Below are 26,046 nucleotides of genomic sequence, written 5' to 3'. Positions count from 1 at the left end.
TTCAGACTGAATCTTTAATAAACCGATAAAGAGTAAGACCGAAAATGAGGCCAGTGGGGGGACACCGGCCTCCTTCACTCAGGAGCTTGACTAGAGCGTATTAATTTCCGTTTAGAATACGTAGAACATCATCTGGGTTAGTTGTGTTCTGTAAGCATTCCACTGCTTCTTCGTCATCAAGTGAATTGGTAATAGCCATCAACACCATGTTGTGTTCATCGCCTTGTGCTGCAATACCGATAACCATCTTAGCGATATCATCTTCGTCTTCGCCCCACTGAATGCCTTCAGGGTATTGGCAGAACACGATGCCGGTTTTTTGTACGTATTGTTTTGCTTCGATTGTGCCGTGTGGTACCGCGATAGACTCGCCTAAGTAAGTAGACACAAGCTCTTCACGAGCAAACATACCGTCTACGTATTCAGGTGACACGTTGCCAAGTTTTACTAACTGGTCGCCAGCAAACTTGATAGCGTCTTCTTTCTGCGTGGCTTTAAGGCCAAGGAAGATACTGTCGTTAGTTAGTGCAAGTTTGTTGCCTTTCTGTGTAGGAGCGGCTGCAGTCACTGGCGCTTTTGCTTCGCCACTTTTTGCTTCTACAAGGTCTGCAACTAGCTGGTCGTATACAGCACCATCTAAGAAGTTGTTAAGAGACATATGCATTGCACCTGGTACGGTTTTACGTGCACGGTCTGTTAGGTCTTTGTGTGTAATAACAATTTGCGAATCAGCTGGTAGATTGTTGATTGCGTAGTTGGTTACCACAATGTTCAGGCCTGCTGCTTCTACTTTTTTACGCAGTAGACCGGCACCCATTGCACTTGACCCCATACCCGCATCACACGCTACGTACACTGCTTCTACATCAGTTAGGTTCACGTTTGCACCTGATGCCGCACCTTTAGAAGACGCTTTCATGTCTTTCATTTGCGCTGATGCTTTTTCTAGTGAATCTTCGTCGTCACCTTGAGCTGCAGTCTTAAGTAGGATTGAAGCTACGATGAAAGACACAGCGGTTGATGCGATAACAGAAAGAACAACACCAACGTAAGAGCCTTTTGGCGTCATCAATAGAACTGCAAAGATAGAACCTGGAGATGCTGGAGAGATAAGGCCAGAATCAAACATTACGTTAGTGAATACACCTGTCATACCACCTGCGATAACAGCAAGAATTAGACGTGGGTTCATTAGTACGTAAGGGAAGTAAATTTCGTGGATACCACCTAGGAAGTGGATGATAGATGCGCCAGCAGCAGACTGTTTCGCACTACCTTTACCAAATACCATATAAGCAAGTAGAAGACCAAAACCAGGACCTGGGTTCGCTTCAATTAGGAAGAAAATTGAACGACCAATCTCTTCAGATTGCTGGATACCTAATGGAGAAAAGATACCGTGGTTGATTGCGTTGTTTAGGAAAAGGATTTTCGCAGGTTCAACAAAGATAGAAGCTAAAGGAAGGGCACCAGCTTCAACCATTGCGTTAACACCAGCAGCAAGAGCACCAGACAGTACTTTAACTGCAGGACCAATCACAACGAATGCGATGATTGCGCAGATCATACCGATGATGCCAGCAGAGAAGTTGTTCACTAGCATTTCGAAACCACTCTTCACTTTACCGTGAACAGCTTCATCGAATTTCTTAATTGCGATACCACCCAGTGGACCTACAATCATTGCACCCATGAACATTGGGATATCAGTACCAACGATAACACCCATTGTTGTGATAGCACCCACTACGGCACCGCGGTCGCCACCAACCATTTTACCACCGGTATAACCGATCAATAGTGGTAGTAGGTATGTGATCATTGGGCCAACCATTGATGCTAACGTTTCGTTAGGCCACCAACCCGTTGGAATGAATAGTGCAGTAATGAAACCCCACGCAATGAATGCGCCGATGTTTGGCATTACCATATTGGATAAGAAACGACCAAAGTTTTGAACCTTAATCTTTGCTTCTGGTGATAACATAGGTAGAACCCCGTAATGTATTGGTTGGTCAAATGACCGAAAGTGTGTACTCAAAAGTCGATTAAAATGTATCACAACATTTTTAAAATGCACCTCAGCCCAACTTTCGTGATAGCCATCACACGCAAAAAACACTTTCGGGTTAACGAGTACACCTTAGATCACAAAAACATCATGAATTTAAATTACAAAGCCAAATTAATGAGAATAGATATCATTAACACAAGATCTAGATCACGTTTTATTTTGTAATACTTAAAAATAAATGGTGATGCAAATCACACTTAATAAAATATAGCATCTGAGATCTATATAACCCGTATAAAAGAACATCGTGTTACGAATAATAAATATGCACCAAGATGGGTAAAAACCCTAAAACTGTAATTTAATTACAAATTAGGCGACATTTTGCTTAACATTCAAAATGAGAGCGAATACTCACTAAAAACATGGACCAGTGAACTGCAGTTAGTATCAACAGTTGTGTTATTGTATTTCCCTATTCTATACAACAGCCCCTCAACATTAATCAGCAGTTCTACTGCTAATTGAGAAACAGACTATGCCAGACAAGATTTCCACATCAGCACTAGCCAAACAAAAAGGGATAGAAGCAAAGGCTCTATTCAGTGATTTGAAAACAGCTGGCTATATCGTGCGTTCACAGGAGCGTTGGGTACTCACAGAACGAGGCGAAAGCTTTGGTGGGGAGTATGTCGAACACAAGAAGTTTGGTGTCTTTATTGTCTGGCCAGAAAAACTACTCATCGACCTAGATTCTTTCTCTGGAAAAACGCTAACGGCAACTCAACTAGGCAGTGCCTTTCAACTTAGCGCAAAAAAAATTAACCTGTTGCTCAGCGAGCTTGGTTGGATAACACGTGAAGAAGATGGTTGGCATGTCACCTCAACAGGCTTAAAAGCAGGCGGTGAGCAAAGGGAAGATAAAGCGACTCAAAACCTATTTGTGGTATGGCACGATTCATTGGTTCGCAATAAACGTTTGAAGCAGTCTGTTGTCGAATTTCTAGGGCATGATGCTGAAAGCCACTCTACCGATGTCTCGTTTTCTAGCTTTCGTCAGAAATTTGAGGCGAAACACCGAACCTTAGACGGACATTATGTACGTTCAAAGGGAGAGCTGATCATTGATAACTGGCTTTATATGGCGGGAGTGGTTCATGCCTATGAACGTCCGCTCCCGATATCAAAGGAAGTAATGAGCGATTTCTACCTGCCAAGCGGCAAAGTATACATTCAGTTCTGGGGAACAGATTCAGGCTCTATAGAAGAAGACAAACGAAGTGCGACCAAGAAAGTTTACCAAGAGCATGGTTTTAGCTTGATTGAACTTAACCCTGAAGATATCCCAAACCTCGACAGCGTACTTCCCTCTTTATTACGCCAATATGGAATCAAGGCGTACTAACTGGCTGATTTTCGAAAACCAACACACACCCAGATCACACAAATCAAATCATTGTGGACATTATTAACCATAGTGATTTGATGTGTTCGCTATTTTTCCCGAGCCAATCTTCTATTATCTTACACCCATCGACTTGAGCTACCGCAGATACTCGATTTATTGGGGCATGTTCGATAGCCATTTAAGCGTTCAGCCTTTTAGAGGCTGACTGTTCTAGAAACGACTTCTATAGAGATATAGCCTAAATGCGTTATCCGTTTATTGTTGACGTTACCGAACATAAAACCCTACAACATTTATTATTGATAGATATTAGGATTCAACATGACTCATCCAATCATTACTGATCTAAACACTCGTTACACAGCTAAAAAATACGATGCCGACAAACGCATCTCTGCGGAAGACATGGAAGTAATCAAAGAAGCACTTCGTTTATCAGCTTCTTCTATCAACTCTCAGCCTTGGAAATTCATCATCATTGAGAGCGACGCAGCAAAACAACGTTTTCACAATACTTTCGAGAACATGTTCCAGTTTAACCAACCACATGCGAAAGAAGCATCACATACGATCTTGTTTGCTCACGATCCTAAGTACACTAAAGAGAAATTCGCTAAGCGTGCTGACACAGAAGTAAGCTCTGGTCACCTACCCGCTGAAATGTACGAGCAATTCTTGGGTGCTTACGCATTCGCAGAAATGAACACAGACGAAACGGGTTTTAACGGTAACTGGACTAAGTCTCAAGTTTACATCGCGCTAGGTAACACACTGCACACACTGGCTCGTCTTGGCATCGCTTCAACACCTATGGAAGGCGTAGACGCAGCTCTGATCGGCGAAGAATTTGCTGACGAACTGGAAGGTCACGTTGTTGATGTAGCACTGGCTATCGGCTACCACAAAGACGGCGAAGACTATAACCACGGTAAACCAAAAGCGCGTCTAGCGCTTGATGAAGTGGTTACTACACTGTAATAAATCCAATACATATGCATTATGTACTGATAGCTACAACGCTTTAATTTCTAAAACGCTTTTTCGTTTTACAAAAATATAGTTTTAACAGCACTTTAGACTGTTAGATTACACTGCCTTGTTTTGGCCAGACATTCGTCTGGCCTTTTTTGTATCTGTTATTTATCCAAGCAACTACCAATTACCAACCATCAACAACTTAGTCATAAAGACACGATGAGTTCATTTTAATTACACATCTAACAGTGTCATAAAGACACATCATGACAATTAAAAACCAAATAAACACTATAAAAACAAATACTTAAAAACATGGCATAACTAGTGCAATAGGAGCCTTAGATATTTAAATAAGGTATTATCATTATGACTATTCACGTTAAATCAAATGTTCATTGGGTCGGCGTCCACGATTGGGAAACAGAACACTTCCATGGTAAGGAATACCACATGAACAAAGGTACAAGTTATAACTCCTACCTGATTCGTGAAGAGAAAACGGTTCTAGTTGATACTGTTGACCACCGCTTTACTGAGCAATTCTTAGCAAACCTTGAGATGGAAATCGACATCAACGATATCGACTATATTATTTGTCAACACGCTGAAGAAGATCACTCGGGTGCGCTCTCAGCGCTACTAGCCAAAATTCCAAACACACCGGTCTACTGCACCGAAGCGGGTGTTAACTCAATTGTTGGTCATCATCACCAGCCAGACTGGAACTTCAGAACCGTTAAAACCGGTGACACACTTGACGTGGGTAACGGTAAACAGCTTATCTTTGTAGAAATGAAGATGTTGCACTGGCCAGATTCAATGGCGACTTACCTGACTGGCGATGAAATTCTGTTCAGTAACGACGCTTTTGGTCAGCACTACTGTGATGAAAACCTGTTCAATGATCAGTTAGACCAAGTTGAGTTGCATGATCAATGCCTACGTTACTTCTCGAACATCTTGACGCCTTTCGCACCTTTAGTGAAAGCAAAGATCGAAGAAGTATTGAGCTTGGGTGTGCCTATCGATGTTATCGCAACCTCTCATGGCTGTATTTGGCGCGACAACGCGACCCAAATCGTTGAGCAATATTACGAGTGGTCTAAAGCCTACAAAGAAGACCGTATCACCATTGTCTACGACACCATGTCGAATAACACCCGCATGATGGCAGACGCGATCGCAAAGGGTATTCGTAAAGGCAGCCCAGAAACAGCCATCAAGGTCTTCAATATCTCTAAGCACGATAAGAATGACATCCTTGCCAATATCTTCCGTTCAAAGGGCGTGCTTGTTGGATCATCGACCATGAACAATGTGATGATGCCGCAAATCGCCGCACTACTTGAAGAAGTACACGGCCTGCGCTTTGCAGAAAAAAGAGCCGCAGCATTTGGCTCTTCAGGGTGGACTGGCGGCGCAGTAAAACGCATCGATGCTCGCTTACGTGAAGCCAACTTCGAAGTGAGCGCACCTCAGCATATTCACTGGAAACCAGATACAGACGCACTTCGCCAATGTATTGATTACGGAATGACACTTGCTGAAGTTTGGCGTGTAAATCCAGACGAAGTCAGCGCACCAAAGCAAGTATCACGCAATGTTACACCGCTTGAAGCCACACCAGCACCGGCAAACACCACTGCCGAGCTCAAAGACACGACAGAGCAAGAAACAGAAGTAGCTCAAGATAAGTCAGTACACACTGCAGACTGCACTTGCTGGCGCTGCACTGTCTGTGAATGGGTGTACGACCCACAATTGGGTGAACCCTACCAAGGCGTTGAACCAGGAACACCTTGGGCACAAGTGCCGGATGACTTCCTTTGCCCAGAATGCCATTTAGGCAAAGAAGTGTTTGTGGAGAAGTAATATGGACAACATTGTTATTGTGGGCGCTGGTTTCGCTGCCTTACAAACCATAAAGATGATCCGTAAAACTGACCCAAATATCGCTATTACAATGGTCACTGCTGATGCGGGTATTGAATACAGTAAGCCGAATCTTTCGCATGTATTCAGTCAAGCTCAAACACCTCAGCAACTTGCGATCAATACTGCTCAACAATTAGCTGAGCTGCATAACGTTGTCATTAAAACCAACGTTTGGGTAAACGAGATTAACACCGAGCAACAATTCGTTGTCGCCGGTGACGATGTCATCCCGTATTCAAAACTTGTACTGGCAACAGGTGCTACGCCTTTCATACCGCCAGCCGAAGGCTTGAACCCTGGAGCGACCATTACGCTAAATAGCTTAGAAGAGTTCGAAAAACACAAAGCTCAGATCGATGCAGCCAAGCGAATCACCGTCATTGGTGGCGGGCTCATTGGAGTCGAGCTCGCTTTCGATCTTCAAACGTCGGGTAAAAATGTCACGATCATTGAACCTGCAAGTTACCTATTAAGTAGTTTGGTACCACCTTTTGTCTCTCTAGAGTTGGAGAGAGAGCTTCGTAAAGCCGGTGTAACTGTTGAGACGGATGCTACGGTAAGCCACGCGACTTACCTTGCTGATGGAGTCCGGTTACAAACGACCTCTTCTCGATTAATCAAAACCGATGTAGTCATCGCCGCAGCAGGGTTAAAGCCAAACACAGCATTAGCCAAACAAGCGGACATTGATGTGAATAGAGGTATTCTCGTTGACGAAACTATGAGAACCAACATCAAAAATATCTATGCCATTGGGGATTGTACTGAGATTCAAGGTCGAGTGATGGCTTACCTGCAACCCGCGATATTAGCGGCCAACGTATTAGCGAAACAACTCACTACGGGTGAAGGAAAACTAAGCTTGCCGCATATTATGACTAAAGTGAAAACGCCTAGTTATCCGATTCAACTGGCAGGCCGTGATATTCAAACTGCTCAGAGTTGGGAGACTCGGTTTGATCCAAAAGGGATTGTCGCCAAAGGTTTTAATGAGGCAAACCAACTCGTCGGATTCATTGTCACAGGAGAACACATTAAAGCAGCATTTCCTCTGCTTAAAGAACTACAGATCAGCTCACCGACATAAGATAAAATCTATAAGTTCGTATACGCTAGACAATAAAAAAGCCAGTCAACAGACTGGCTTTCTTGTATTCATCTTAGTGCGATTAGCTCATCGCATTTAAGCAAAGGCGAACATTAACCGATAAACGAGATGTAACCTTGAAGGATGATCAGGTTAACGATATCGATAAAGAAGGCACCAACGATTGGCACAACCATGAAGGCTTGTGGCGACGGACCGAATCGGTTCACCAAAGAACCCATGTTCATTACCGCTGTTGGTGTTGCACCTAGGCCGAAACCACAGTGACCACCCGCCATAACCGCTGCGTCGTAGTTAGAACCCATTACTTTGAACGTCACAAAGTAAGAGAAGATACCCAACACCACAGCCTGAACCGCAAGGATAACCAAGAAAGGAATCGCAAGGTCAAAGATGTTCCAAAGCTTAAGGCTCATTAGCGCCATAGCTAAGAACAGCGACAATGACACCGTACCAAGAATATCGACCGTTTCACTGTCGGTTTTATGCAGCTTAGTCACTTCAAAAACGTTAGTGATGAACACACCGATAAACAACGCGTAAACGAAGTCAGGAATCATCAACCAAGAAATTTCAAAAGTCGCTACCCACTCTTCTAAGTATTTCGCCCCCGAGATACAGATTAGAAGAATGAACAATACTTCAATCACCTTCTTCGCTGTTACTTTGTCTTCTTCATACTCGTTGTAAGTAACAAGTTCAGGAAAACGCTCATGGGTTTGTGTGCCGGTGCCGTACTCAGATTCAAGCTGGTTTTTATCAATCAGCTTTTGTGCTACTGGGCTACCGATAATACCACCGATAATCAAACCAAACGTCGCTGAAGCCATCGCGATTTCTAGAGTATTGGCAATGCCAAACGTGTCTGAAAAAGTTTGAGACCAAGCTGCGCCCGTGCCGTGACCACCCGAAAGCGTGATAGATCCAGCAATCAAACCCATCAAGGGTTCAAGGCCTAGTGCCGTCGCAAGTGTTACACCTACACCGTTTTGGATAATGATGTAAACCGAAGCCACCCCTAAGAATAGGAATACCTTAGCGCCACCTTTTATCAGCTGCGTGTAGTTAGCCGCAAGACCGACCGTTGCAAAGAACATCAACATAAAAGTGTTCTGCAGGGGCAAGGAAAACTCAAGATCAAGGCCGTTAAAGTGCAGGGCTGTAATAGCAAAAGCGACAATCAAGCCGCCGACAATGGGCTCTGGAATATTGTACTTTTTGAGAACCGGAAGCTTTGCATTGACGAAATGACCTAGAAACAAAACACTAATCGCGATTAGGAAGGATTCTAGTGGTCCAATTGAAATTAATTGATTCATATAACCTCTATTTTTTTACGTTCTCATCTTCCTTAATGAGTCTAGTTTTATCTGTAATTATCTGTGCTGCTCTACCTATATTTATACAAACTGGAGAGAAATTGTAGATTCGAAAAGCGAACACATTACTGCGTTCACTTGGTGCCATGTTAGTGACACGTTAACTTTTATAGGAGATAAAAGGATTTGTGACAAAAATCACCTCCAAAAAGTTGATAACGGCGTGAGTATCCTTGCCGCTAACTCTGCTTTTTTAATACCTAAAAAAGCAAAAAGGAGCTATTACTAGCTCCTCTTTCATCACCATCACTGGTAATTAGAATTTTTTCGGTGCGTAACCAGTCATAACCTCAATGCGAAGCTCTTTACCGATCTTCGTCATTGGGTGAACAATTACGAGCCCTTTTACAGACTTTTTAAGTTTACCCATATCCGCTTGCTCAGCTTTTGTAATCTCACGGCTAAATGGCATATCAACCAAAGACTTACGCTCTTGATTTACATCGAAGCTTTCTTTGTGTTTCAACTGAGCAATTTTCTTGGTTAGCTTCTTAATCTCGTCTTCAAATTGACGAACAACAGGACGATCATTACGAGTTTTAGCAGCCGCTAACTTGTTGCGACATTTGTCTAGACGGTTGTTAATTTGTTGAAGTTCGTTTTTAACACTCATAATAATTTCCTAAGATTTAACAAGCCAATTCGGATTGGGGCGCGGAGTATAGCACAAGGGTTCACTTGAACCGAAATTTATCTATCAATTACCAACAGAAACGAATCACATCACCGCTGGTCATTCAGCTCGCCAATTCTTTGTAGCCGAACCTCAAAGTGGGTCACTCATTAATCAGCTCGTGTCGACTTCAAAAATTGCTGTCCTCGATGCTTCAAAATTCAGTCTAAACTTGTAATCTAACCACAGTAAATAACTCAATTAACTCAAACAGCTTAAACAGCTTAAGGTACATAACTTAGATCGCGTAACTTGAGTTACATGACTTAGGGGGATCACCTTAACACCGAGCCTGAATCGCAGCATAATCACAAGGATAGCCGATGACATTATTGAAACGAACACTGACCTACAGCCTAGCCCTTAGCTCAGTGTTTGCCGCAACTTATGCATCTAGTGAACAAACAACCCAAAATAACCTGATCGTTGAGTTCTCTTCACCACAAAATACTGAAGAAGAGCAGCTCAAACGTGAAATTCGAAACAGTGGCGTCAATGACACTGTGATTGACCTGTCAAACCAACTCTTCATGTTTGAAAAGCCATTAACCATTCAATACGGCGGGGAAGAAGGTCCACTCTACGATCCACAAACGCATCAAGTGCTTATCCCGTATAGCTTCTACTCTGAGTCGCTTAATTACTTTGAAAAGAATCGATACGAAAAAGAGTATGGAAAGACCGCGCAAACTGGTGCTATCGATACCTTGCTTCATACTCTACTGCACGAAGCTGGGCACGCTTATATCGAAGACCAGAATATTGCCATACTGGGCAAAGAGGAAGATGCCGTTGATAACCTCGCGACAGTGCTTTTACTTAACTATGTAGAACATGGAGGTGATGCCGCAATCAGCGCCGCTGACATGTTCGCTTTCGAGTCAGAAGACCGCCCTGAGTATTACGACTTGGGTGAATACATTGATGAGCACAGTTTTGATCTACAGCGCTACTTCTCCACATTATGCTTGGTGTATGGCAGCGATCCTGATGCCTACAAGAACTTGCTCGATGAAGTAGAAAACGACTATTTGAAAGATAGGAAAGAGTTCTGTGTGGAGCACTTTGATGTCATCAATGCCAACTGGCACCGTTACCTAAAAGAGAACCACGAGAGCTAATGGTTTAACCTTCTCTATTGGTCTTCTTCAATAACAAGCGGCTTAGTGTTTTTCTAAAGCCGCTCTCAGTAATCTATAAATCCAAGATTTAAAGTGGAATATATCTTAGTCCTGAGTCCTGCGACCTTAGACCTTCACTTTATACTTCAGGTCTTGGGCTTCATCACCGGTCATGCCTCGAAACCCCCAACAGTGTGCAGGTTGTTCCTTGATGGTTATTTCAATATCAATAGGAGAGATAGCTAACTGCTTCTCTATTTCAGAGAATATCTTCTTAATTAAGCGCTTCTTGGTGTTGACCGCTCGGCCTTCCATCATATTGATCTCTATAACAGTATAGGCTTCTGTTCTTCCTTCTGGATAAAAGAAATCATCTCGCTCCAATGGCACAAATCGATGCGCTCGCTTGTCATCGGGTAAACCCATTTCACTGTTTAAGCACTGTTGCAACACATTAGAGAGCTGCAACTTAATTGGATTCAAGCACTCTTTGATACCATATATAACAATCATGACCATTCCTTTGATGCGATGTCAGGTAAAGAAGAAGGATAGATAGAAGCATCGTTTGGCGACCACCCATCCGCTTACTATTCGTACATATATTACCTAATGACGCGTATGAAAGAAGGTAAAAACAATGAATTTATGAGCATGTGCAACAAAAAATCATCTGCTTTGGCTCATGTCTGTAACTCATCACCCAATAACAACAACCGCAATCAATTGATCGAACACCACCGACTCCGCGTATATCTTCTCAAATTACATTTGAACTAAGGAGTGCTATGTGCCGAATTCATCGAGCCAGACCACACGGACAGACGCCGAACCAGAGGCACTCGTAGAGTCTTCTTTCGAGCTCGCCGTATTTCCTCTTCCGATATTTCTTCTGCCCGGAGGTCGTCAGAGGCTACGCATCTTTGAACCAAAATATCTTGCTATGGTTGCACATGCGGCCCAAGGAGATGGGTTCATTATTGCCACCCAAGACAGCACCAACTCTGAACATCTCAGTTCTTGGGGAACCAAAGTGTCCATCGTTGATTTCAATATGTCTGACGACCAAATTTTGGAAATCGATGTCGAAGGTCAACAACTGGTTCAGCTTCACGGGTCATTTCGAGACGACGATGACCTGATAAAAAGCCAATTCAGGTTATTACCTCATTGGCCAGATCTAGAATGCAAAGTACCGAACGTATTTACTGCATTCTTAGTACAGCTGTTTCGAGACCACGATTCAATCAGAACGCTCTACCCCACTCCAGACTTCGAAAGCCCACGATGGATTTGTGCGCGATTACTCGAAATGATGCCTATCCCATTGGAAAAGAAAACAGAATTTACCGAACCCGCTAGCTTTCCTTCTTTAGTTCCTTTTTTGAATCAAATCATTACGGGGCAATAAGCACTTTTCTTCACTATAATTTTGTATAGTGGAAATTAATTTAAATTAAAGTGATCCCGACCTTCTCCTTTCACGTAGTGCCACTCAAATTCGCATGATGGTTAAGTACTATGCAAGTCGAAAGCAGAAGTTCAGGGAACGGCAAGGAGCATGTCATTATTCCCGACAACAAATTACCTAATGAAAATAAGGTACCTACAGAGCTCTCAAGTTGGTTGATTTTGGTTGGTTCAGACCGAGACAAACAAGCCTTCACCTGTTTGTTCAAGTTCTTCGCACCTAAGATCAAGCGTTTTGGAATCAGCAAGTTGGGCGGCGAGGCTGCTGCAAACGAGCTAGTTCAAGACACAATGACTAACGTTTGGAAAAAAGCACATCTCTACAACGAAGAGAAAGGTGCTGCGACTACTTGGGTCTACACCGTGATGCGAAATGCGGCCTTCGACATGTTACGAAAGGTGAAAGCAAAAGCAGAACAAACCATTGCTGACGACATTTGGCCAATAGATGCAATGGTCGCGGAATCTCAAAGCGATGAATTACCGTTTGGTGATCATTTGATGAGCCGCCATGTAATGACTCAAATAGAGAAGTTGCCTTTGGCTCAGAAAACGATTGTTAAAGGCGTTTACTTTCAGGAGTTGTCACAAGAGCAACTCGCTCAACAACTTGGCGTCCCACTTGGAACCGTGAAATCACGTCTAAGACTCGCTTTAGCCAAACTTAAGGTTCACATGGGGGAACAAGATCATGATTAAACATCACCCAAATACCGCAATTTTGAAAGATTTTGTCGATGGCACACTCGCAGACTCAGTTTCTTTGATTGTCTCTAGCCATGTTGAACTGTGTGAACACTGCCAACAGCAAGTAAGCATGCTGACGGCGCAAGCTGCTGACTCAGTCTTTGAAAGTGATACCTCAGGGCTTCAACTTTCTGACAGCGAAATGGATGCGTTCCTATCCGATGATGGGGAGTTTGATTTTGATGCGATTGCTCAAATCACTGCTGATTCATCTCAAGCTATCGAAGTGACACCCGAAGTTCAGCAAGTTACGGTTGCAGACACCACATTCACTATTCCTCGCGCGTTGAACTCAGTGGCGAGAAAAGACTGGATGAACTTAGGCAAAATTTCGCGAGCGCGACTCGATTTTGATGACGAAGCACACCACACCAGCTTGCTGCACATCGACAAAGATGGACAAGTGCCTTGCCACACCCACAAAGGCTTTGAGATTACGCTTCTCTTGGAAGGCAGTTTCGAAGACGAAATGGGCGTCTACAACAAAGGCGACTTCATCTGGTTAGATGGTGACCACACCCATCAACCAGCTACCAAAGAAGGTTGTGTGTGTTTAACTGTTTCAAGTGATGCGCTTTACTTCACAAAAGGGGTGAGCCAGTTATTCAATCCACTCGGTAAATATATCTATTAACCCAGTTGCACGCTATAAATATACAGGATGGCGTGAAGTTATCCTGTATATCGTCAAATACATCTGGCTTAAAACATCAACGGTGTTGAGACTTAAAACACACCCGGCTCTGTAAGTACGATTAGCAATGTTGAAATATAATAAATAGCTCAAAGCAAGAGCAAAGGAGTTGGCCAATGGAAAAGAAAATTAAAATAGGCATTAGTGCTTGTGTTGCAGGACATAAGGTACGTTTCGATACAGGTCACAAACGCTCTCGTTTTTGTACAGATGACCTTGCAGATTATGTTGAACTAGAACCAGTATGCCCAGAAATGGCAGTGGGTCTTCCAACACCTCGCCCAACCATTCGCCAAGTTCGTCAGCTAGACAATATCATTCACGTTTCTAGACCTGACGGTTCTGGTGATGTGACCAATGATCTGATCGAGTTTGGACAAAACTATTCAAAGAGCAACCAGCACATCGCAGGATTCATTGTGTGTCAAAAAAGCCCAACCTGCGGTATGGAAAGAGTAAAAGTGTACCACCACCACGGTCGCGGCTCTGAATCGACAGGCGTAGGCATGTTCACCAAACAAGTGATGGAAGGCAACCCATTACTTCCTGTTGAAGAAAATGGTCGCCTCAATGACCCTATTTTGCGCGAAAACTTCATGACACGTGTCTTCACTTATCAGAAGTGGCTCAACCTTGTTGACGAAGGCGTAACTAAACACAAGCTGATTCAATTCCACAGCGCTCACAAGTACTTGGTAATGTGTCACCACATTGAAGGCTATAAGAAACTTGGGAAATTATTAGCAAGCAACGATCTTGAAATCGATGAGTTGGCAAAACAATATATTGAAGGCTTGATGACGGCATTATCTCACCACGCGAACCGTGGTAGCCACGCCAATACTCTGCATCATTTGCAAGGTTACTTTAAGAAACAATTGAGCAGCGCGCACAAGCAAGAGCTTACCAATCAGATTTCATCATTCAGAGAAGGTCTTGTTCCTCTGTTAGTTCCACTAACACTGATCAACCACTACTTGATGGAATACCCAAACGAGTACCTTGAATCACAGGTTTACCTAAACCCGCACCCACAAGAACTTAAGCTGAGATACGGATATTGAGCGACATTCTATGGATAAGACGAGACCTGCGGATTCACGATAACCCTGCGCTCGTCGCGGCAGTTGAAAACGGTGTGACGACCGCCGTTTTCATTTCAACGCCACAGCAATGGCAGCAACACCACCTTGCGCCAATCAAAGCCGATTTAATCTATCGTCACCTGCAGCAACTTGAATCCCAACTCGCTGAATTTGGGATCGATCTTCTGCACCTCAAAGCCACAGACTTTAACGATCAAGCCACTCAACTCATCAACTTGTGCAAACAGGTCGATGCGACATGTGTGTATGCCAATTCAGAGCCGGAAGTGGATGAGCAGTTAAGAGACAAACGCTTAATCGCTACTGGTATAAAGCTGAAAATAACCGACTGCGATACTATTCTGCCATTAGGTAGCGTGCTGAATAAACAAGGTGAGATGTTCAAGGTTTTCACACCTTTCAAAAACGCATGGTTAAAAGAAGTGCAAGCGAAAGGCATCATTTGCAGTCGCGCTCCAGTGCATTCAACAGGATCAGCGCAAGCAGGTTCATCTGAAACGGATTCGCTTCAGAATCCATCACAACTGAAACAATCGTTAAGTGGTTTTTCTGGCGAGTACGATTTCGAATTTCCGCGTGTTGATTCAAGCCGTTGGCCATTAAGCCAAGATGTGCTTGAGAGCGTGATCCCCAATTTCTTAGCCAATAAAGTTAACGACTATTCTCGCCTTAGAGACATTCCATCAGTGAAGGGGACATCAGGCCTATCTCCTTACTTGGCTATTGGTGCAGTCAGCCCTCGTTGGTTAGCGATTCAATTGATTCAGCAACAGCCTGACTTGTTATTTGATACTCAGTTGCCAGCTTTTTCTTGGCTTAATGAATTGATTTGGCGAGATTTTTATAAGCATTTGATGTTCCACCACCCTAAACTGGTTAAAGGTGCGAACTTTCAGCAGAAATACAACGGCTTAGATTGGTATCACGACAACCCGAGCTTCAAGGCGTGGTGCGAAGGAAAAACAGGCTACCCATTAGTTGATGCAGCGATGCGTCAATTGGTTGAGACAGGCTGGATGCACAACAGGCTAAGAATGGTGGTGGCAAGCTTCCTAACCAAGCACCTGCTGATCGATTGGCGTTGGGGTGAGCGTTTCTTTATGTCGCACCTTATCGATGGTGATTTCAGCGCGAATAATGGTGGCTGGCAATGGGCTTCAAGTACTGGCTGTGATGCTCAACCCTACTTTCGAATTTTCAATCCGATCACACAGAGTGAAAAGTTTGATCCGAAAGGAATTTTTATTCGTAAGTACATACCAGAGCTGCAAAATATTCCTGACAAGCATGTGCATTTTCCACATGATTACATTGCAAAAAACGGAATTAACAGCGAATACTGGCAACCCATCGTTGAACACAAAGAAGCACGATTGAGAGCCTTAGCCTTTTTCAAATAATTAGAGTGAATATTATGGATAACTCTCTATGGCTTGATAACTTTCTCAACATGTATCGAGAACTCGGAACTGACAATTTCGACGTGCTTAAGACGGTTTATCACCCTGATATCGAATTCCAAGATCCGCTGCATCATGTCAGCGGAATTGCGGCGCTTACCCACTACTTCGAGAATCTCTACACTCAGGTAACGAGCTGTTACTTTCATATCGAACACACTTTCGAAGCGAACGACGAAGCTTCTGTTTACTGGACGATGCAGTTTGCTCACAAGCAATTAAATGGACAAAAGCCGATCGAAGTACAAGGACACAGCCACCTCAAGATGCTCGACGGTCAAGTGGTCTATCACAGAGACTATCTTGATGTCGGCTCTATGTTGTACGAACACATTCCAGTTCTGGGCTGCGCCATCAAATCCATCAAAAAGAGAGCGAGCCAATAATGCGTATTATGATCACAGGCGCGACCTCAGGTATCGGCCAATCACTCGCTATCGATTACGCTCAACAAGGGCATCAGGTGATTGCTTGTGGCCGTAACCCAGACAAGCTGCAAGCCTTGGTTGATTCTCACGAGACAGACATCGCGCATTCATCCATTACGCCGCTCTGTTTCGATCTGACCGATTACCACAACTTCCCAGAGCTCGACCAAGACAAGCCGCTTGATCTACTGATTTTAAATGCGGGTGATTGTGAATACATCAACGACCCAGTGAATTTTGATGCCGAGCTTTTCGAGCGCGTCATCAACATTAACCTGATCTCAATTGGCTATGCGCTTAAATCGTGGCTAAAAAACATTAAGCCCGGCGGCCGTTTGGTTTTAGTAAGCTCCAGCGCCAGCTTTTTACCTTTGCCAAGAGCCGAGGCTTATGGCGCTTCAAAGGCAGCCCTCACCTACTTAGGCAGAACACTGTCGGTTGATCTGGCCGAGCACAATATTCATGTCTCAATTGTGCACCCAGGCTTTGTTGAAACGCCATTAACCGAGCGAAATACCTTCTCTATGCCTATGATTATTAGTAGTGAGGCCGCAACTCAGCGAATCGTAAATGGTATTGCTCAAGGAAAGAGTGAAATCGATTTCCCAAGACGATTCATCATGTTGATGAAGCTACTAAGAATGCTTCCAACTCCAGTTTGGCAAAAACTCGCTTCAAGGATGGTATAACAATGAAGAAAATCGCCATTATTGGGTCAGGTATCTCTGGACTCACTTGCGCACACATATTAGATAAGCACCACGACGTAACAGTATTCGAAAAAAACGATTATGTTGGGGGCCACACCGCCACCGTTGATATTGAACATCAAGGCTCGGCGTTTTCGATAGATACTGGCTTTATCGTATTTAACGATCGAACCTACCCAAACTTCAATCAGCTACTCGAACAACTCGGTGTTGAAAGGCAACCTACCGAGATGAGTTTCAGCGTTCACAACACCACGACTAAGTTTGAATACAACGGCCATAGCATAAACTCTCTGTTCGCTCAACGAAGTAATATTTTCAAACCTCAATTTTGGTCTTTAGTCTCTGACATTCTCAAGTTCAACAAATTGTGTAAGGCTCAATTCGAAAGTAACGAGTTCACACCGGATATTACCTTGGGCAACTTCCTACGTGAAAACCAGTTTTCCGACTTTTTCAGCCAGCATTACATCCTACCGATGGGCGCAGCAATTTGGTCGACAAGCTTAGAGGAGATGAAAGAATTTGAGCTTAAATTCTTCATTCAATTCTTCTATAACCACGGCCTGCTCGACATCGCGAACCGTCCACAATGGTATGTGATTCCTAAAGGGTCGCGCTCTTACGTTGAAATCATCCTTTCACGCTTGAACAAATCCGTCGCTTTGAACACATCGATCAAACAAGTCACTCGCCATGAAGCGGGCATCACGATTGAATTTGAAGATGGCGCTACACAAGACTTCGACGAAGTGATATTTGCTTGTCACTCAGACCAAGCGTTACGTTTACTCGGCGATGCGACAGAGCAAGAGCAACAGGTTCTAGGCGAGATCCCATACAGCCGCAATGAAGTGGTTCTGCACACTGATACCCGATTGTTACCAGACAGAAAGCTAGCTTGGGCAAGTTGGAACTACATGTTGGATGGCGACAGTAAACGACCTGCCTGTGTGACATACAACATGAACATTCTGCAAGGCATCGAAAGCCAGGACACCTTCTGTGTGACCTTGAATCAGAGCGAAGCTATCGACCCAGAAAAAATCATTCGCAGCTTTGTTTATCATCACCCGGTACTTAACTCGAACACGGTAGAAGCTCAGCACAAACGCGAACAGATCTGTGGCAAAAACCAGACTCACTTCGCCGGCGCATACTGGTACAACGGGTTCCATGAAGATGGCGTCCACAGTGCACTCGACGTGACCAAACGCTTCGGTTTAGATTTGAGTACGAGTTCAGCGCTATGAACAGTCAAACCCTGACATCCGAAATGGAGATCGCATCCGAAAAGAGTGAAGAACTCAGCGGTATCTATTGGGGCAACGTCAGACACCGCCGCTTTGGCGGCATCACTCATGAGTTCAGCTATCAGCTGTATATGATGGGGTTAGATCTCGATGAACTACCCCAAACCACAGCGCGTAGTGCGCTGTTCGGAACTCGATGGTACAACCCGATTCGCTTTGTCGAATCGGATTATCTCGCTGAAAAAAAAGAAAATGCCACCACGGATGAACCAAAATCACTTAAACAACGTATAGCTTCCAAAGTGCAAAAACTTGGTGGGGTTTGGTCTGATTCAAACCGTGTGACTATGCTGGCTCAGTGCCGCTGTTTAGGTATCTACTTCAGCCCAATCAACTGTTTCTTCTGTTACGACGAAACTGGCGATTGTAAGTATATGTTGGCTGAGGTGAGTAACACGCCTTGGCGAGAAAGACACTATTATCTGATCGACATGCACCAAGAGTTGAAAGTAAAAAAAGAGTTTCACGTTTCGCCGTTTATGGATTTGAACATGACTTATTTTTGGAAGATTAAGCCACCAGCGAAACGCACCTTGGTCCACATTGAAAGCCGCCGAGACGACAAGCTTTTCGATGCGACACTGGCTTTGACGAAACAGTCAGTAACCAAGACAAACATTAGACGAACGGTATTCAAGATTCCGGCAATGACGATTAAAGTCGTGATGGGAATTTATTATCAGGCTCTCAAATTATTCCTGAAAAAAGTACCGTTTGTGGGGCATCCAGATTCAACATCTTAAGTGTCTTCACAGCAACTAAATAATAGAACTCGACCCAAGCTTGGGTTGGCTCCAACCAAGGGGCACAACCCAGCTAAGTTGGCACAAAATATTAGAATGAGTTATCAGCGAGGTTTACATGGAACAGCTTGCCAAACAAAACAACAACATTGAACAACAAGCTAAAGCCGTTGCTGTTTCAAGCAACTGTAAATATCGAGCTTTAATCTTTAAGGTTTTAGAAAGCCTGCAATTCGCGACGCTTGAGATCATTGAGCGCGACCAGCATTCGGTGTTCGGCGATCGAGAAGCCGACTTGAAAGGTCGAATCGTGATTCACGATGCAACCTTTTTTAGAGATGTCGTGATTGACGGCAGTATTGGCGCATCTGAGGCCTACATTGATGGAAAATGGACAAGCCCAGATCTCACCAAAGTGATTCAAATCATGGCTCGAAATCAATCTCAACTCGACGAGCTTGACGATAAAACGCAATGGATTTCTCGCATCAAAAATCTATTGCTGCGTCGTAAGAATGCTAACACCGAGCAAGGCTCTAAACGTAATATTCTTGCGCACTACGATATTGGCAATGAGTTGTACGAGCGCTTCCTAGACAGCTCGATGCAATACTCTTCCGCTATCTACAGCGAAGAAGCAGAAACCCTATCCAAAGCTCAGCAAAACAAAATGAAAACCATCTGTGAGCGATTAGAGTTGTCAGAGAAAGATAACGTGGTCGAGATAGGCACAGGCTGGGGTGGCTTAGCGATATTCATGGCGCAACACTACGGATGCCATGTCACCACTACCACAATCTCAGATGCCCAACACGCGCTTGCAGAACAGAGAGTAAAAGCGCTTGGCTTAACCGACAAAATCACCCTGCTTAAAGAGGATTATCGTAACCTCACTGGTGAGTATGACAAGTTGGTCTCTATCGAGATGATTGAGGCGGTCGGTCATGAATATCTCCAGACCTTCTTTGAGAAATGTTCATCGCTACTTAAACCTTCAGGCAAGATGCTGATCCAAGCGATTACAATTGCCGACAGTCGTTATGACAAATACCGCAAAGGCGTCGACTTTATTCAGAAATACATTTTCCCAGGCGGTTGCCTACCTTCGGTCTCAGTGATGACCCAACACCTTGCGACCAGTACAGACCTTGTTGTCCAAGAAATCGATGACATTGGCCTGCACTACGCTCGAACGCTTAATGATTGGAATGTTGCCTTTGAAAACAGTTGGGAAGAGTTAGAGTCTCTCGGCTATTCAGAAGAGTTTAAGCGCTTGTGGATCTTCTACTTCTGCTACTGTGAAGGTGCATTCAAAGAGCGCGTGATCAGTACTCATCACTTAGTTGCTAGAAAACCTCGTTACTTTGGAGCAAAAGATGAAACGGTTTTGGATTATTAATCTCGTTCTGTTTCAAGCGACCTGGGTTTGCAGCGCGTTCTTTACCGCGCAAGCCCCGTTCGTGGCGCCACTGATTGTGGCCGTTCACTTCCTTCTCTCCCCTACTCGCAGTAGCGACCTGAAAATACTCATTTTATTACCATTAGGGCTGTTGCTTGATAGCCTCTTGCTTCACTTCGGCGTGTTTGCCGTCGACTCTGAAATTGCGAATCAATCGTGGTTTCCAGTGTGGCTAGTCTGCCTGTGGATCATGTTCTTAATCAGTTTTAACCACAGCCTAAATTGGCTTTTAAAATGCTCGAAAGTGATCTTGTTTGTCATAGGGTTCGTAGCAGGTACTAGTAGTTATTGGGGAGGCATCAAAGCAGGCGCCCTTCTGACTACTTGGCCAGACGCATCGGTGTTAGCTGCCCTTGCAATAAGTTGGGGGATTTTGTTGCCCTTACTGGTGGCCGCTTACTCCAACTTAATACAACCCAAAATGGCAACAACGAGGTGACTTATGGCTTTTCCACGCAACCCTACGCAAGCGTTCAAATCTGAGAGCGATGTTAGTCGCGTTCGCACTCAAGCAAGCGTGCAATCAAGAAATCGATTATTTAGCTTAGCCACCCTAATCCTCATTTGCGCAGCACTCCTATTTATCGGGAATGCCAAAGCTTCTGCTGTCGATGATTTAAATAAGCGCGGTCAGGGAGAAATGAGTTACTTGTTTTGGACTTTGTATTCTGCAGAGTTCTACACCACTCCTTCTAACTCTGAGCGCGCCTTGAAACTTGAGTACTACCGAGCAATTGACAGCGAAGACCTTGTAGACGCAACCAAAGACCAATGGAGCAAACTTGGTTACTCCAACAACAATATCCAACGTTGGTTGAAGCCTTTGTACGCAATGTGGCCCAACGTTGAGGAAGGCAGCACGCTGACTATCCGAGTTGCTGAAGACAACGTAAGTCGCTTCTATTTCGATGAGCAACCCATAGGCACCATCCAAGACAAGCAATTTGGTGAAGCCTTTCTCGCGATTTGGTTATCTGAGAACACATCTGAGCCCGGTCTACGCAAACAACTATTAGGTTTGAACAAATGAATCCAAAAACAACAATAATAAAATTTGCTTTGGCACTGTTTTCACTCACTTGGCTAGCGGGTTGTGGCTCTGCAAGTTTAGAAAACCACGTAGACACTACGCCAGAGCTCAAGCTTGAAACCTTTTTCAATGGCGAGCTAATGGCATACGGCATGGTACTCGACCGCTCTGGCAACCTACTACGCCGTTTTGACGCCAAGCTTGTCGCGACTTGGGACGGTGACAAAGGAGAAATCAAAGAGTGGTTCTCTTTTGCTGATGGCGAGCGCTCAACACGTGTTTGGAACCTAATAAAAACCGGCGAAAACACCTATTCTGGCACCGCTAATGATGTAGTCGGTACCGCTTATGGCGAGACTCTAGGTTCTGCTTTGTATTGGAAATATGACTTAGAAATCGAAGTAGACGGCAGCACCTATGAAGTGGTGCTAGACGACTGGATGTTCTTGATGGACGACAAACGCTTGTTCAACAAAACTGAGATGTCTAAATTTGGTTTTAAAGTAGGCGAAGTGATCTTATATATCGAGAAAATTTGAATAAACCAATGCTGATGCTTCAAGGCTAATTATTCTTTGTTTCATTAACCTTTCGATTCATTTTACAGGGCGTCTCCACCCCACAAGAAAACTTCAGTCCACAACAAAAAATTGTGGGCTGTCTTTTTTAATCGCTCGAATAGCATATCTGCAAGATTAAGTCTCTGTGCTAAGATGCGCCACCAGCATGCAAATGGGCTAGACTCATACACAACAGTTCCTATTTGTTTCGCTAAGTGTAGATTCCCTACCATGATTAATTGAAAAGGCTTTAAAGCATGAGCAAGTTGACCTCAGCGGAGCGTAAAGCTCGCGACAATGAACGTTTCTCACAACGTGTAAACGACCGCAGAGAAAAAGGCGAAGACGTAGTTGCTTACGCACTGACCAACAAGAAAGCTGTAAAATTCCTGACTAAGTCGGAAAAGAAACGCTTCAATGAAGCGAAAGTCATTCGCCAAGAAGAACAGCGTGTGAAAGATCAAGAAGAGCTCAACAGAATCGAAGACTCGTTCACGACCAAACAGTTCGACGAAGAGTAATCTGATTTTCAAAAGCGCTGGCCCTGTGCCGGCGTTTTTACTTTTTAGTTCTCCTTATTTTCCCCTCCCTAATTACATTACTTTCTCAAACCTCTGTTTTATCCACCTTGCTCATGGATCTCTGCATCTTGGTCTTAGATCTCAGCAAACAGGTATTCAAAGCCTTACTATCTCGATTCAATTCAACAATTCCGAGTCACCATGATTTTAATCACCGGATCAAGCAGCGGTTTAGGCGCAGCTTTAGCCAAGCAATATGCGAACACATCAAACAGCCGTCAGCGCTTAATGATCACTGGCCGCAGCTCCCAACGTTTAGCTGAATTAGCGAAAAACCTACCAGCAGATACCGTTAGCCAAGCCTGTGACTTGTGTGACCCGCGCTCCGTGAGCGAACTGCTTGATGCCTTACCAGAAACACCAAAGCTGGTGATTCATAGCGCAGGCAGTGGGTACTTCGGTAAAATTGAACAACAAGATCCCACAGCTATTAGCGACATGCTGAAAAACAACATCGAGTCCTCGATATTTCTGATTCGCGAGCTTGTTCAGCGTTACAAGGATCAATCTGTCACCATTGCTGTCGTAATGTCGACCGCGGCTCAAGGCGCTAAAGCAGAAGAGTCTACTTACTGCGCAGCCAAATGGGCAGTTAAAGGCTTTATCGAATCGGTAAGGTTGGAGCTCAAAGGTCACCCGATGAAAATCGTGGCGGTTTATCCCGGAGGTATGGCAACCGAGTTTTGGGGAACCAGCGGCAAAGCAATGGATACCTCAAGCTTTATGAGCGCTCAAGAAGCCGCTCAAATGCTGCAGCAGGCGTTAACCAGCACCGAGCATGGATATGTGTCAGATATCACGATAAACCGCGGTTAACGGCTAATGAGAGCAGCGAACAGGTAAACCGAGCTATTCCGCTAATTATTTGTGAGGGTGAGCACGAAAGTGTGCGACAATGCTCGGCGTAAATTCATATTCAAGGTTTATTATGAAACTTCTAGTTCGTAACCTATCGCGCTCTACTGCAGAGCAAGACATCCGTGTTCTATTTTCTGAGTTCGGCTCAGTAAAAGAGTGCAGCCTAGTTTTAGACCAAGAAACTGGCGAATCTAAAGGCTTTGCTTTTGTTGAAATGCCAGAGCACGAAGAAGCTAAAGCGGCACTAAACAAGCTGAACTTGTCAAAGCTTGGCAAAAACACGATTCGTGTAAAAGTGGCTAACTCTTAATCGAGTAAACGCTTTATAAGCCACATGGCTTAGCTTAACAGCAGCACAAGCACAGATGATAAAGCCCGTAACGATATTCCGCTGAAAAACGCAATATCGTTACGGGCTTTTTGCTGCTCGCAATTCTTTTTTACAACATTTCACAACACAACCTATTCACTTATAGTTTGCGCCTACAGCCCTTCATGTTCATCAATGGCACGCCTTGCTTCTGCCATTGAACATCCAGATTCCATCACCAGTTGAGCGACGGTCATTGAAGGTATCGCGGCCAACAGAGATGCCAAACACACCACTGGTTTAGGCAGCACTTTGTCTATTGCTGTTGCTATCCAACCGTCTTTCTCATGAGTTAACATGGTTTTGAATTCAACGAGTTGATGCTCTTGAGCGACCAACAGCCAATTGCGTGAACGACGAACTCTCTTCAACTGGCATCCACATTCTGCAGCATGCGCCATCACTTGGCTTTTATCACTCACACGATGTACAAAACTATTCAGTGGGACGCTAAACATAACTCTCTGCTAACCAATCTATTCCTACCATTCAAGAGATCGCTACCTATCTCTCAGTACTTTCTAACTGTCACTCAATAAAACCGTACGTAGGATTACACAGACATAAAAAAACCGCCAGTGATGCACTAAGCAGCCTCGCGGTTTTTTGTTCTTTAGAGCCTAACGCTCGATATCAGCAGCAGCTTTTTGAAGCGCCGCTATCACAGCAGTTTGAACTCTCCTGGCTTCCTCGCTCAAAGCCATCAATCGCATCGTCTAAAGCCGTAAACGACTTCTCAATATTATCGCGCGAAGTGGCAATATTCATTCGCATAAAATTAGGGTTCTCAGCGCCAAACCACCCACCCGGTGTTAACCCCATCTTCGCCTGTTCAAACACCACATTTTTTAACTCTTCTTCCGAAAAGCCTAAGCCTGAGAAATCAAACCACACTTGGTAAGTCCCTTGCGGTTGGAAGACTTTTAACTGAGGAATTCGCTGCTCTGCAAACTCGGTAATCCACTTAACCGTGTCTTGCAGGTACACCAACATGCCATCTAACCACTCTTCACCCTTTTCAAAGGCCGCCACGGTTGCGAACGTGCTGAATGCATTCCCGTGATCAAGATACATTGCGACCACATTGGTTTTGAACGCTTCAAATAGCTCATCATTGTTGGTGTACACATAGCCGTTTGAGATGCTGTGCATGCCGAAGGTTTTCGCCGGAGAGCCAATCAAGGCAATGACCTTGTCGTAATCAAAGCTGGTCAAGCTCGTAAAAGAGTGACCTTCAAAGATAATGTCTGAATGGACCTCATCACTGATGATCAATACATCATGACGCTTAGCAATTTCGATAACCTGTTCGATTTCTTGCGGTGTCCACACTCGGCCTGTTGGATTGTGTGGATTACAGAAAATCATCGTCTTCACTTTTTGCTCGATGATCTGTTGCTCCATACCATCGAAATCAATCTGGTAACCCTGTTCATCATTGAGCAATGGGCTTCTCACTACCTGACGTCCTGCTTTATTCACCAAGTTAGCAAACTGGTGATACGCCGGCGTATGGATAAGCACGCCATCGCCTTCGTTGGTGAATTGGCGCAGTAACAGCGCGATACCAGAAAGCACACCCGGTACCTGAACAAACTTGTCTGTAGAAAGGTTTAAACCATGACGCTTTGAATACCATTGAGAAAGCGCTTCAAATACAGCCTGCTCATGAAATTCATAAGAGTACACACCGCGCTCAACCAAACGGTTCAACTCTTGAGTTATGGGTTCCGCCACCTGAAAATCCATATCGGCAACCCAATAAGGGAATACATCTGTGGTGTTATAAATGTTCTGTAGCATCTGCGGTTTACTTTTGATAAACGCATTTTCACCATAGTTCGATGTACTGTTAAACGCTGTCATGGAGGTGTCCTCAAATAGTGTGTTCGGTCTTTTTG

The 26,046-nt window shown here is 44.2% G+C and carries 27 protein-coding genes; 21 read left to right on the top strand and 6 right to left on the bottom strand.

What is annotated here, in order from left to right:
* Positions 1-100: 100 nt before the first annotated feature.
* The gene (locus L3V33_RS06515; protein WP_054546108.1) at positions 101-1,987 is read right to left on the bottom strand and encodes a PTS mannitol transporter subunit IICBA; all 1,887 of its coding nucleotides are present in this window, start codon (positions 1,985-1,987) and stop codon (positions 101-103) included.
* 565 nt (positions 1,988-2,552) lie between these two features.
* Between L3V33_RS06515 and L3V33_RS06510 the strand changes: the two genes are divergently transcribed.
* The 4 genes from L3V33_RS06510 to norW all read left to right on the top strand — a co-directional run bounded on the left by L3V33_RS06510 (position 2,553) and on the right by norW (position 7,422).
* Complete coding sequence (locus L3V33_RS06510; protein WP_237290020.1) at positions 2,553-3,419, top strand: glycerol kinase; 867 nt, start codon at positions 2,553-2,555, stop codon at positions 3,417-3,419.
* Between the two features lie 324 nt (positions 3,420-3,743).
* Entirely contained in the window at positions 3,744-4,400 is a 657-nt protein-coding gene (locus tag L3V33_RS06505; RefSeq protein ID WP_171327577.1) for an NAD(P)H-dependent oxidoreductase, read from the top strand.
* A gap of 366 nt (positions 4,401-4,766) precedes the next feature.
* The gene (norV, locus tag L3V33_RS06500; RefSeq protein WP_237290019.1) at positions 4,767-6,272 is read left to right on the top strand and encodes an anaerobic nitric oxide reductase flavorubredoxin; all 1,506 of its coding nucleotides are present in this window, start codon (positions 4,767-4,769) and stop codon (positions 6,270-6,272) included.
* A 1-nt stretch (position 6,273) separates the two neighbouring features.
* On the top strand, positions 6,274-7,422 hold the full coding sequence (gene norW / locus L3V33_RS06495) for an NADH:flavorubredoxin reductase NorW (RefSeq protein WP_237290018.1): 1,149 nt from the start codon (positions 6,274-6,276) through the stop codon (positions 7,420-7,422).
* A 113-nt stretch (positions 7,423-7,535) separates the two neighbouring features.
* Here the strand turns inward: norW and gltS are convergent, their stop codons facing one another.
* Both gltS and L3V33_RS06485 read right to left on the bottom strand, forming a co-directional pair.
* The gene (gene gltS / locus L3V33_RS06490) at positions 7,536-8,762 is read right to left on the bottom strand and encodes a sodium/glutamate symporter (RefSeq protein WP_004732723.1); all 1,227 of its coding nucleotides are present in this window, start codon (positions 8,760-8,762) and stop codon (positions 7,536-7,538) included.
* A gap of 316 nt (positions 8,763-9,078) precedes the next feature.
* Complete coding sequence (locus L3V33_RS06485; RefSeq protein ID WP_004732722.1) at positions 9,079-9,435, bottom strand: YibL family ribosome-associated protein; 357 nt, start codon at positions 9,433-9,435, stop codon at positions 9,079-9,081.
* A gap of 383 nt (positions 9,436-9,818) precedes the next feature.
* Between L3V33_RS06485 and L3V33_RS06480 the strand changes: the two genes are divergently transcribed.
* Positions 9,819-10,616 (top strand): DUF4344 domain-containing metallopeptidase, encoded by a 798-nt coding sequence (locus L3V33_RS06480; protein WP_237290017.1) that lies wholly within the window; start codon positions 9,819-9,821, stop codon positions 10,614-10,616.
* Positions 10,617-10,742: 126 nt separating this feature from the next.
* Here the strand turns inward: L3V33_RS06480 and L3V33_RS06475 are convergent, their stop codons facing one another.
* Positions 10,743-11,129 carry a tautomerase family protein gene (locus L3V33_RS06475; protein WP_004732720.1) on the bottom strand — a complete coding sequence of 129 codons (387 nt, stop codon included), beginning with the start codon at positions 11,127-11,129 and terminating at the stop codon, positions 10,743-10,745.
* Between the two features lie 277 nt (positions 11,130-11,406).
* Here L3V33_RS06475 and L3V33_RS06470 point away from each other — a divergent pair, with 277 nt between their 5' ends.
* The 16 genes from L3V33_RS06470 (at position 11,407) to L3V33_RS06395 (ending at position 24,085) form a co-directional block, all read left to right on the top strand.
* Positions 11,407-12,027: an LON peptidase substrate-binding domain-containing protein gene (locus L3V33_RS06470; RefSeq protein ID WP_004732719.1), complete on the top strand. Its 621-nt coding sequence runs from the start codon at positions 11,407-11,409 to the stop codon at positions 12,025-12,027.
* 110 nt (positions 12,028-12,137) lie between these two features.
* Positions 12,138-12,785: a sigma-70 family RNA polymerase sigma factor gene (locus L3V33_RS06465; protein WP_065206472.1), complete on the top strand. Its 648-nt coding sequence runs from the start codon at positions 12,138-12,140 to the stop codon at positions 12,783-12,785.
* Positions 12,778-13,467 (top strand): ChrR family anti-sigma-E factor, encoded by a 690-nt coding sequence (locus tag L3V33_RS06460; protein WP_237290016.1) that lies wholly within the window; start codon positions 12,778-12,780, stop codon positions 13,465-13,467. The genes L3V33_RS06465 and L3V33_RS06460 overlap by 8 nt, the downstream gene beginning before the upstream one ends.
* 176 nt (positions 13,468-13,643) lie before the next feature.
* Positions 13,644-14,591, top strand: a complete 948-nt coding sequence (locus L3V33_RS06455) for a DUF523 and DUF1722 domain-containing protein (RefSeq protein ID WP_054546099.1) — start codon at positions 13,644-13,646, stop codon at positions 14,589-14,591.
* Positions 14,588-16,033 carry a deoxyribodipyrimidine photo-lyase gene (phrB, locus tag L3V33_RS06450; protein ID WP_054546098.1) on the top strand — a complete coding sequence of 482 codons (1,446 nt, stop codon included), beginning with the start codon at positions 14,588-14,590 and terminating at the stop codon, positions 16,031-16,033. Before L3V33_RS06455 ends, phrB begins: the two co-directional genes overlap by 4 nt.
* 14 nt (positions 16,034-16,047) lie before the next feature.
* Positions 16,048-16,479: a nuclear transport factor 2 family protein gene (locus tag L3V33_RS06445; RefSeq protein WP_054546097.1), complete on the top strand. Its 432-nt coding sequence runs from the start codon at positions 16,048-16,050 to the stop codon at positions 16,477-16,479.
* Positions 16,479-17,210 (top strand): SDR family NAD(P)-dependent oxidoreductase, encoded by a 732-nt coding sequence (locus L3V33_RS06440; RefSeq protein WP_237290015.1) that lies wholly within the window; start codon positions 16,479-16,481, stop codon positions 17,208-17,210. The genes L3V33_RS06445 and L3V33_RS06440 overlap by 1 nt, the downstream gene beginning before the upstream one ends.
* Before the next feature lie 2 nt (positions 17,211-17,212).
* Complete coding sequence (locus tag L3V33_RS06435; protein ID WP_237290014.1) at positions 17,213-18,484, top strand: FAD-dependent oxidoreductase; 1,272 nt, start codon at positions 17,213-17,215, stop codon at positions 18,482-18,484.
* A complete protein-coding gene (locus tag L3V33_RS06430) occupies positions 18,481-19,287 on the top strand; it encodes a DUF1365 domain-containing protein (protein WP_237290013.1) in 807 nt (268 codons plus the stop codon). Before L3V33_RS06435 ends, L3V33_RS06430 begins: the two co-directional genes overlap by 4 nt.
* Positions 19,288-19,405: 118 nt before the next feature.
* Positions 19,406-20,686, top strand: coding sequence for a cyclopropane-fatty-acyl-phospholipid synthase family protein (locus L3V33_RS06425; RefSeq protein WP_102533956.1), 1,281 nt, complete (start codon positions 19,406-19,408; stop codon positions 20,684-20,686).
* The gene (locus tag L3V33_RS06420; RefSeq protein ID WP_017098843.1) at positions 20,664-21,185 is read left to right on the top strand and encodes a DUF2878 domain-containing protein; all 522 of its coding nucleotides are present in this window, start codon (positions 20,664-20,666) and stop codon (positions 21,183-21,185) included. The genes L3V33_RS06425 and L3V33_RS06420 overlap by 23 nt, the downstream gene beginning before the upstream one ends.
* Positions 21,186-21,188: 3 nt before the next feature.
* On the top strand, positions 21,189-21,776 hold the full coding sequence (locus L3V33_RS06415) for a chalcone isomerase family protein (RefSeq protein WP_237290012.1): 588 nt from the start codon (positions 21,189-21,191) through the stop codon (positions 21,774-21,776).
* The gene (locus tag L3V33_RS06410) at positions 21,773-22,315 is read left to right on the top strand and encodes a DUF3833 domain-containing protein (RefSeq protein ID WP_017082957.1); all 543 of its coding nucleotides are present in this window, start codon (positions 21,773-21,775) and stop codon (positions 22,313-22,315) included. The genes L3V33_RS06415 and L3V33_RS06410 overlap by 4 nt, the downstream gene beginning before the upstream one ends.
* Before the next feature lie 278 nt (positions 22,316-22,593).
* Entirely contained in the window at positions 22,594-22,857 is a 264-nt protein-coding gene (locus L3V33_RS06405) for a hypothetical protein (protein ID WP_004732701.1), read from the top strand.
* Between the two features lie 201 nt (positions 22,858-23,058).
* A complete protein-coding gene (locus tag L3V33_RS06400; protein WP_237290011.1) occupies positions 23,059-23,733 on the top strand; it encodes an SDR family NAD(P)-dependent oxidoreductase in 675 nt (224 codons plus the stop codon).
* A 112-nt stretch (positions 23,734-23,845) separates the two neighbouring features.
* Positions 23,846-24,085 carry an RNA-binding protein gene (locus tag L3V33_RS06395; protein ID WP_004732698.1) on the top strand — a complete coding sequence of 80 codons (240 nt, stop codon included), beginning with the start codon at positions 23,846-23,848 and terminating at the stop codon, positions 24,083-24,085.
* A gap of 173 nt (positions 24,086-24,258) precedes the next feature.
* Here the strand turns inward: L3V33_RS06395 and L3V33_RS06390 are convergent, their stop codons facing one another.
* A complete protein-coding gene (locus L3V33_RS06390) occupies positions 24,259-24,603 on the bottom strand; it encodes a ribosome recycling factor family protein (protein WP_065206483.1) in 345 nt (114 codons plus the stop codon).
* A 175-nt stretch (positions 24,604-24,778) separates the two neighbouring features.
* The gene (locus tag L3V33_RS06385) at positions 24,779-26,011 is read right to left on the bottom strand and encodes a PatB family C-S lyase (RefSeq protein ID WP_237290010.1); all 1,233 of its coding nucleotides are present in this window, start codon (positions 26,009-26,011) and stop codon (positions 24,779-24,781) included.
* Between the last annotated feature and the right edge of the window lie 35 nt (positions 26,012-26,046).

This window comes from Vibrio sp. A2-1 (genome assembly GCF_021728355.1).
GTDB lineage: Bacteria > Pseudomonadota > Gammaproteobacteria > Enterobacterales > Vibrionaceae > Vibrio > Vibrio splendidus_K.
The sequence above is the reverse complement of the archived record's forward strand: the minus strand, read 5'-3'. Positions and strand labels throughout refer to the sequence as shown.

Excerpts from the sequence above, each read along its gene's own strand:
- L3V33_RS06405 (WP_004732701.1), top strand. The coding sequence starts at position 22,594 with ATGAGCAAGTTGACCTCAGCGGAGCGTAAAGCTCGCGACAATGAACGT.
- L3V33_RS06395 (WP_004732698.1), top strand. The coding sequence starts at position 23,846 with ATGAAACTTCTAGTTCGTAACCTATCGCGCTCTACTGCAGAGCAAGAC.
- L3V33_RS06440 (WP_237290015.1), top strand. The coding sequence starts at position 16,479 with ATGCGTATTATGATCACAGGCGCGACCTCAGGTATCGGCCAATCACTC.
- norV (WP_237290019.1), top strand. The coding sequence starts at position 4,767 with ATGACTATTCACGTTAAATCAAATGTTCATTGGGTCGGCGTCCACGAT.
- L3V33_RS06485 (WP_004732722.1), bottom strand. The coding sequence starts at position 9,435 with ATGAGTGTTAAAAACGAACTTCAACAAATTAACAACCGTCTAGACAAA.
- L3V33_RS06465 (WP_065206472.1), top strand. The coding sequence starts at position 12,138 with ATGCAAGTCGAAAGCAGAAGTTCAGGGAACGGCAAGGAGCATGTCATT.
- L3V33_RS06475 (WP_004732720.1), bottom strand. The coding sequence starts at position 11,129 with ATGATTGTTATATATGGTATCAAAGAGTGCTTGAATCCAATTAAGTTG.
- L3V33_RS06430 (WP_237290013.1), top strand. The coding sequence starts at position 18,481 with ATGAACAGTCAAACCCTGACATCCGAAATGGAGATCGCATCCGAAAAG.
- L3V33_RS06505 (WP_171327577.1), top strand. The coding sequence starts at position 3,744 with ATGACTCATCCAATCATTACTGATCTAAACACTCGTTACACAGCTAAA.
- L3V33_RS06515 (WP_054546108.1), bottom strand. The coding sequence starts at position 1,987 with ATGTTATCACCAGAAGCAAAGATTAAGGTTCAAAACTTTGGTCGTTTC.
- L3V33_RS06420 (WP_017098843.1), top strand. The coding sequence starts at position 20,664 with ATGAAACGGTTTTGGATTATTAATCTCGTTCTGTTTCAAGCGACCTGG.
- L3V33_RS06480 (WP_237290017.1), top strand. The coding sequence starts at position 9,819 with ATGACATTATTGAAACGAACACTGACCTACAGCCTAGCCCTTAGCTCA.
- L3V33_RS06390 (WP_065206483.1), bottom strand. The coding sequence starts at position 24,603 with ATGTTTAGCGTCCCACTGAATAGTTTTGTACATCGTGTGAGTGATAAA.
- L3V33_RS06415 (WP_237290012.1), top strand. The coding sequence starts at position 21,189 with ATGGCTTTTCCACGCAACCCTACGCAAGCGTTCAAATCTGAGAGCGAT.
- L3V33_RS06510 (WP_237290020.1), top strand. The coding sequence starts at position 2,553 with ATGCCAGACAAGATTTCCACATCAGCACTAGCCAAACAAAAAGGGATA.
- L3V33_RS06445 (WP_054546097.1), top strand. The coding sequence starts at position 16,048 with ATGGATAACTCTCTATGGCTTGATAACTTTCTCAACATGTATCGAGAA.
- L3V33_RS06400 (WP_237290011.1), top strand. The coding sequence starts at position 23,059 with ATGATTTTAATCACCGGATCAAGCAGCGGTTTAGGCGCAGCTTTAGCC.
- gltS (WP_004732723.1), bottom strand. The coding sequence starts at position 8,762 with ATGAATCAATTAATTTCAATTGGACCACTAGAATCCTTCCTAATCGCG.
- L3V33_RS06455 (WP_054546099.1), top strand. The coding sequence starts at position 13,644 with ATGGAAAAGAAAATTAAAATAGGCATTAGTGCTTGTGTTGCAGGACAT.
- L3V33_RS06385 (WP_237290010.1), bottom strand. The coding sequence starts at position 26,011 with ATGACAGCGTTTAACAGTACATCGAACTATGGTGAAAATGCGTTTATC.
- L3V33_RS06425 (WP_102533956.1), top strand. The coding sequence starts at position 19,406 with ATGGAACAGCTTGCCAAACAAAACAACAACATTGAACAACAAGCTAAA.
- L3V33_RS06460 (WP_237290016.1), top strand. The coding sequence starts at position 12,778 with ATGATTAAACATCACCCAAATACCGCAATTTTGAAAGATTTTGTCGAT.
- L3V33_RS06410 (WP_017082957.1), top strand. The coding sequence starts at position 21,773 with ATGAATCCAAAAACAACAATAATAAAATTTGCTTTGGCACTGTTTTCA.
- norW (WP_237290018.1), top strand. The coding sequence starts at position 6,274 with ATGGACAACATTGTTATTGTGGGCGCTGGTTTCGCTGCCTTACAAACC.
- L3V33_RS06435 (WP_237290014.1), top strand. The coding sequence starts at position 17,213 with ATGAAGAAAATCGCCATTATTGGGTCAGGTATCTCTGGACTCACTTGC.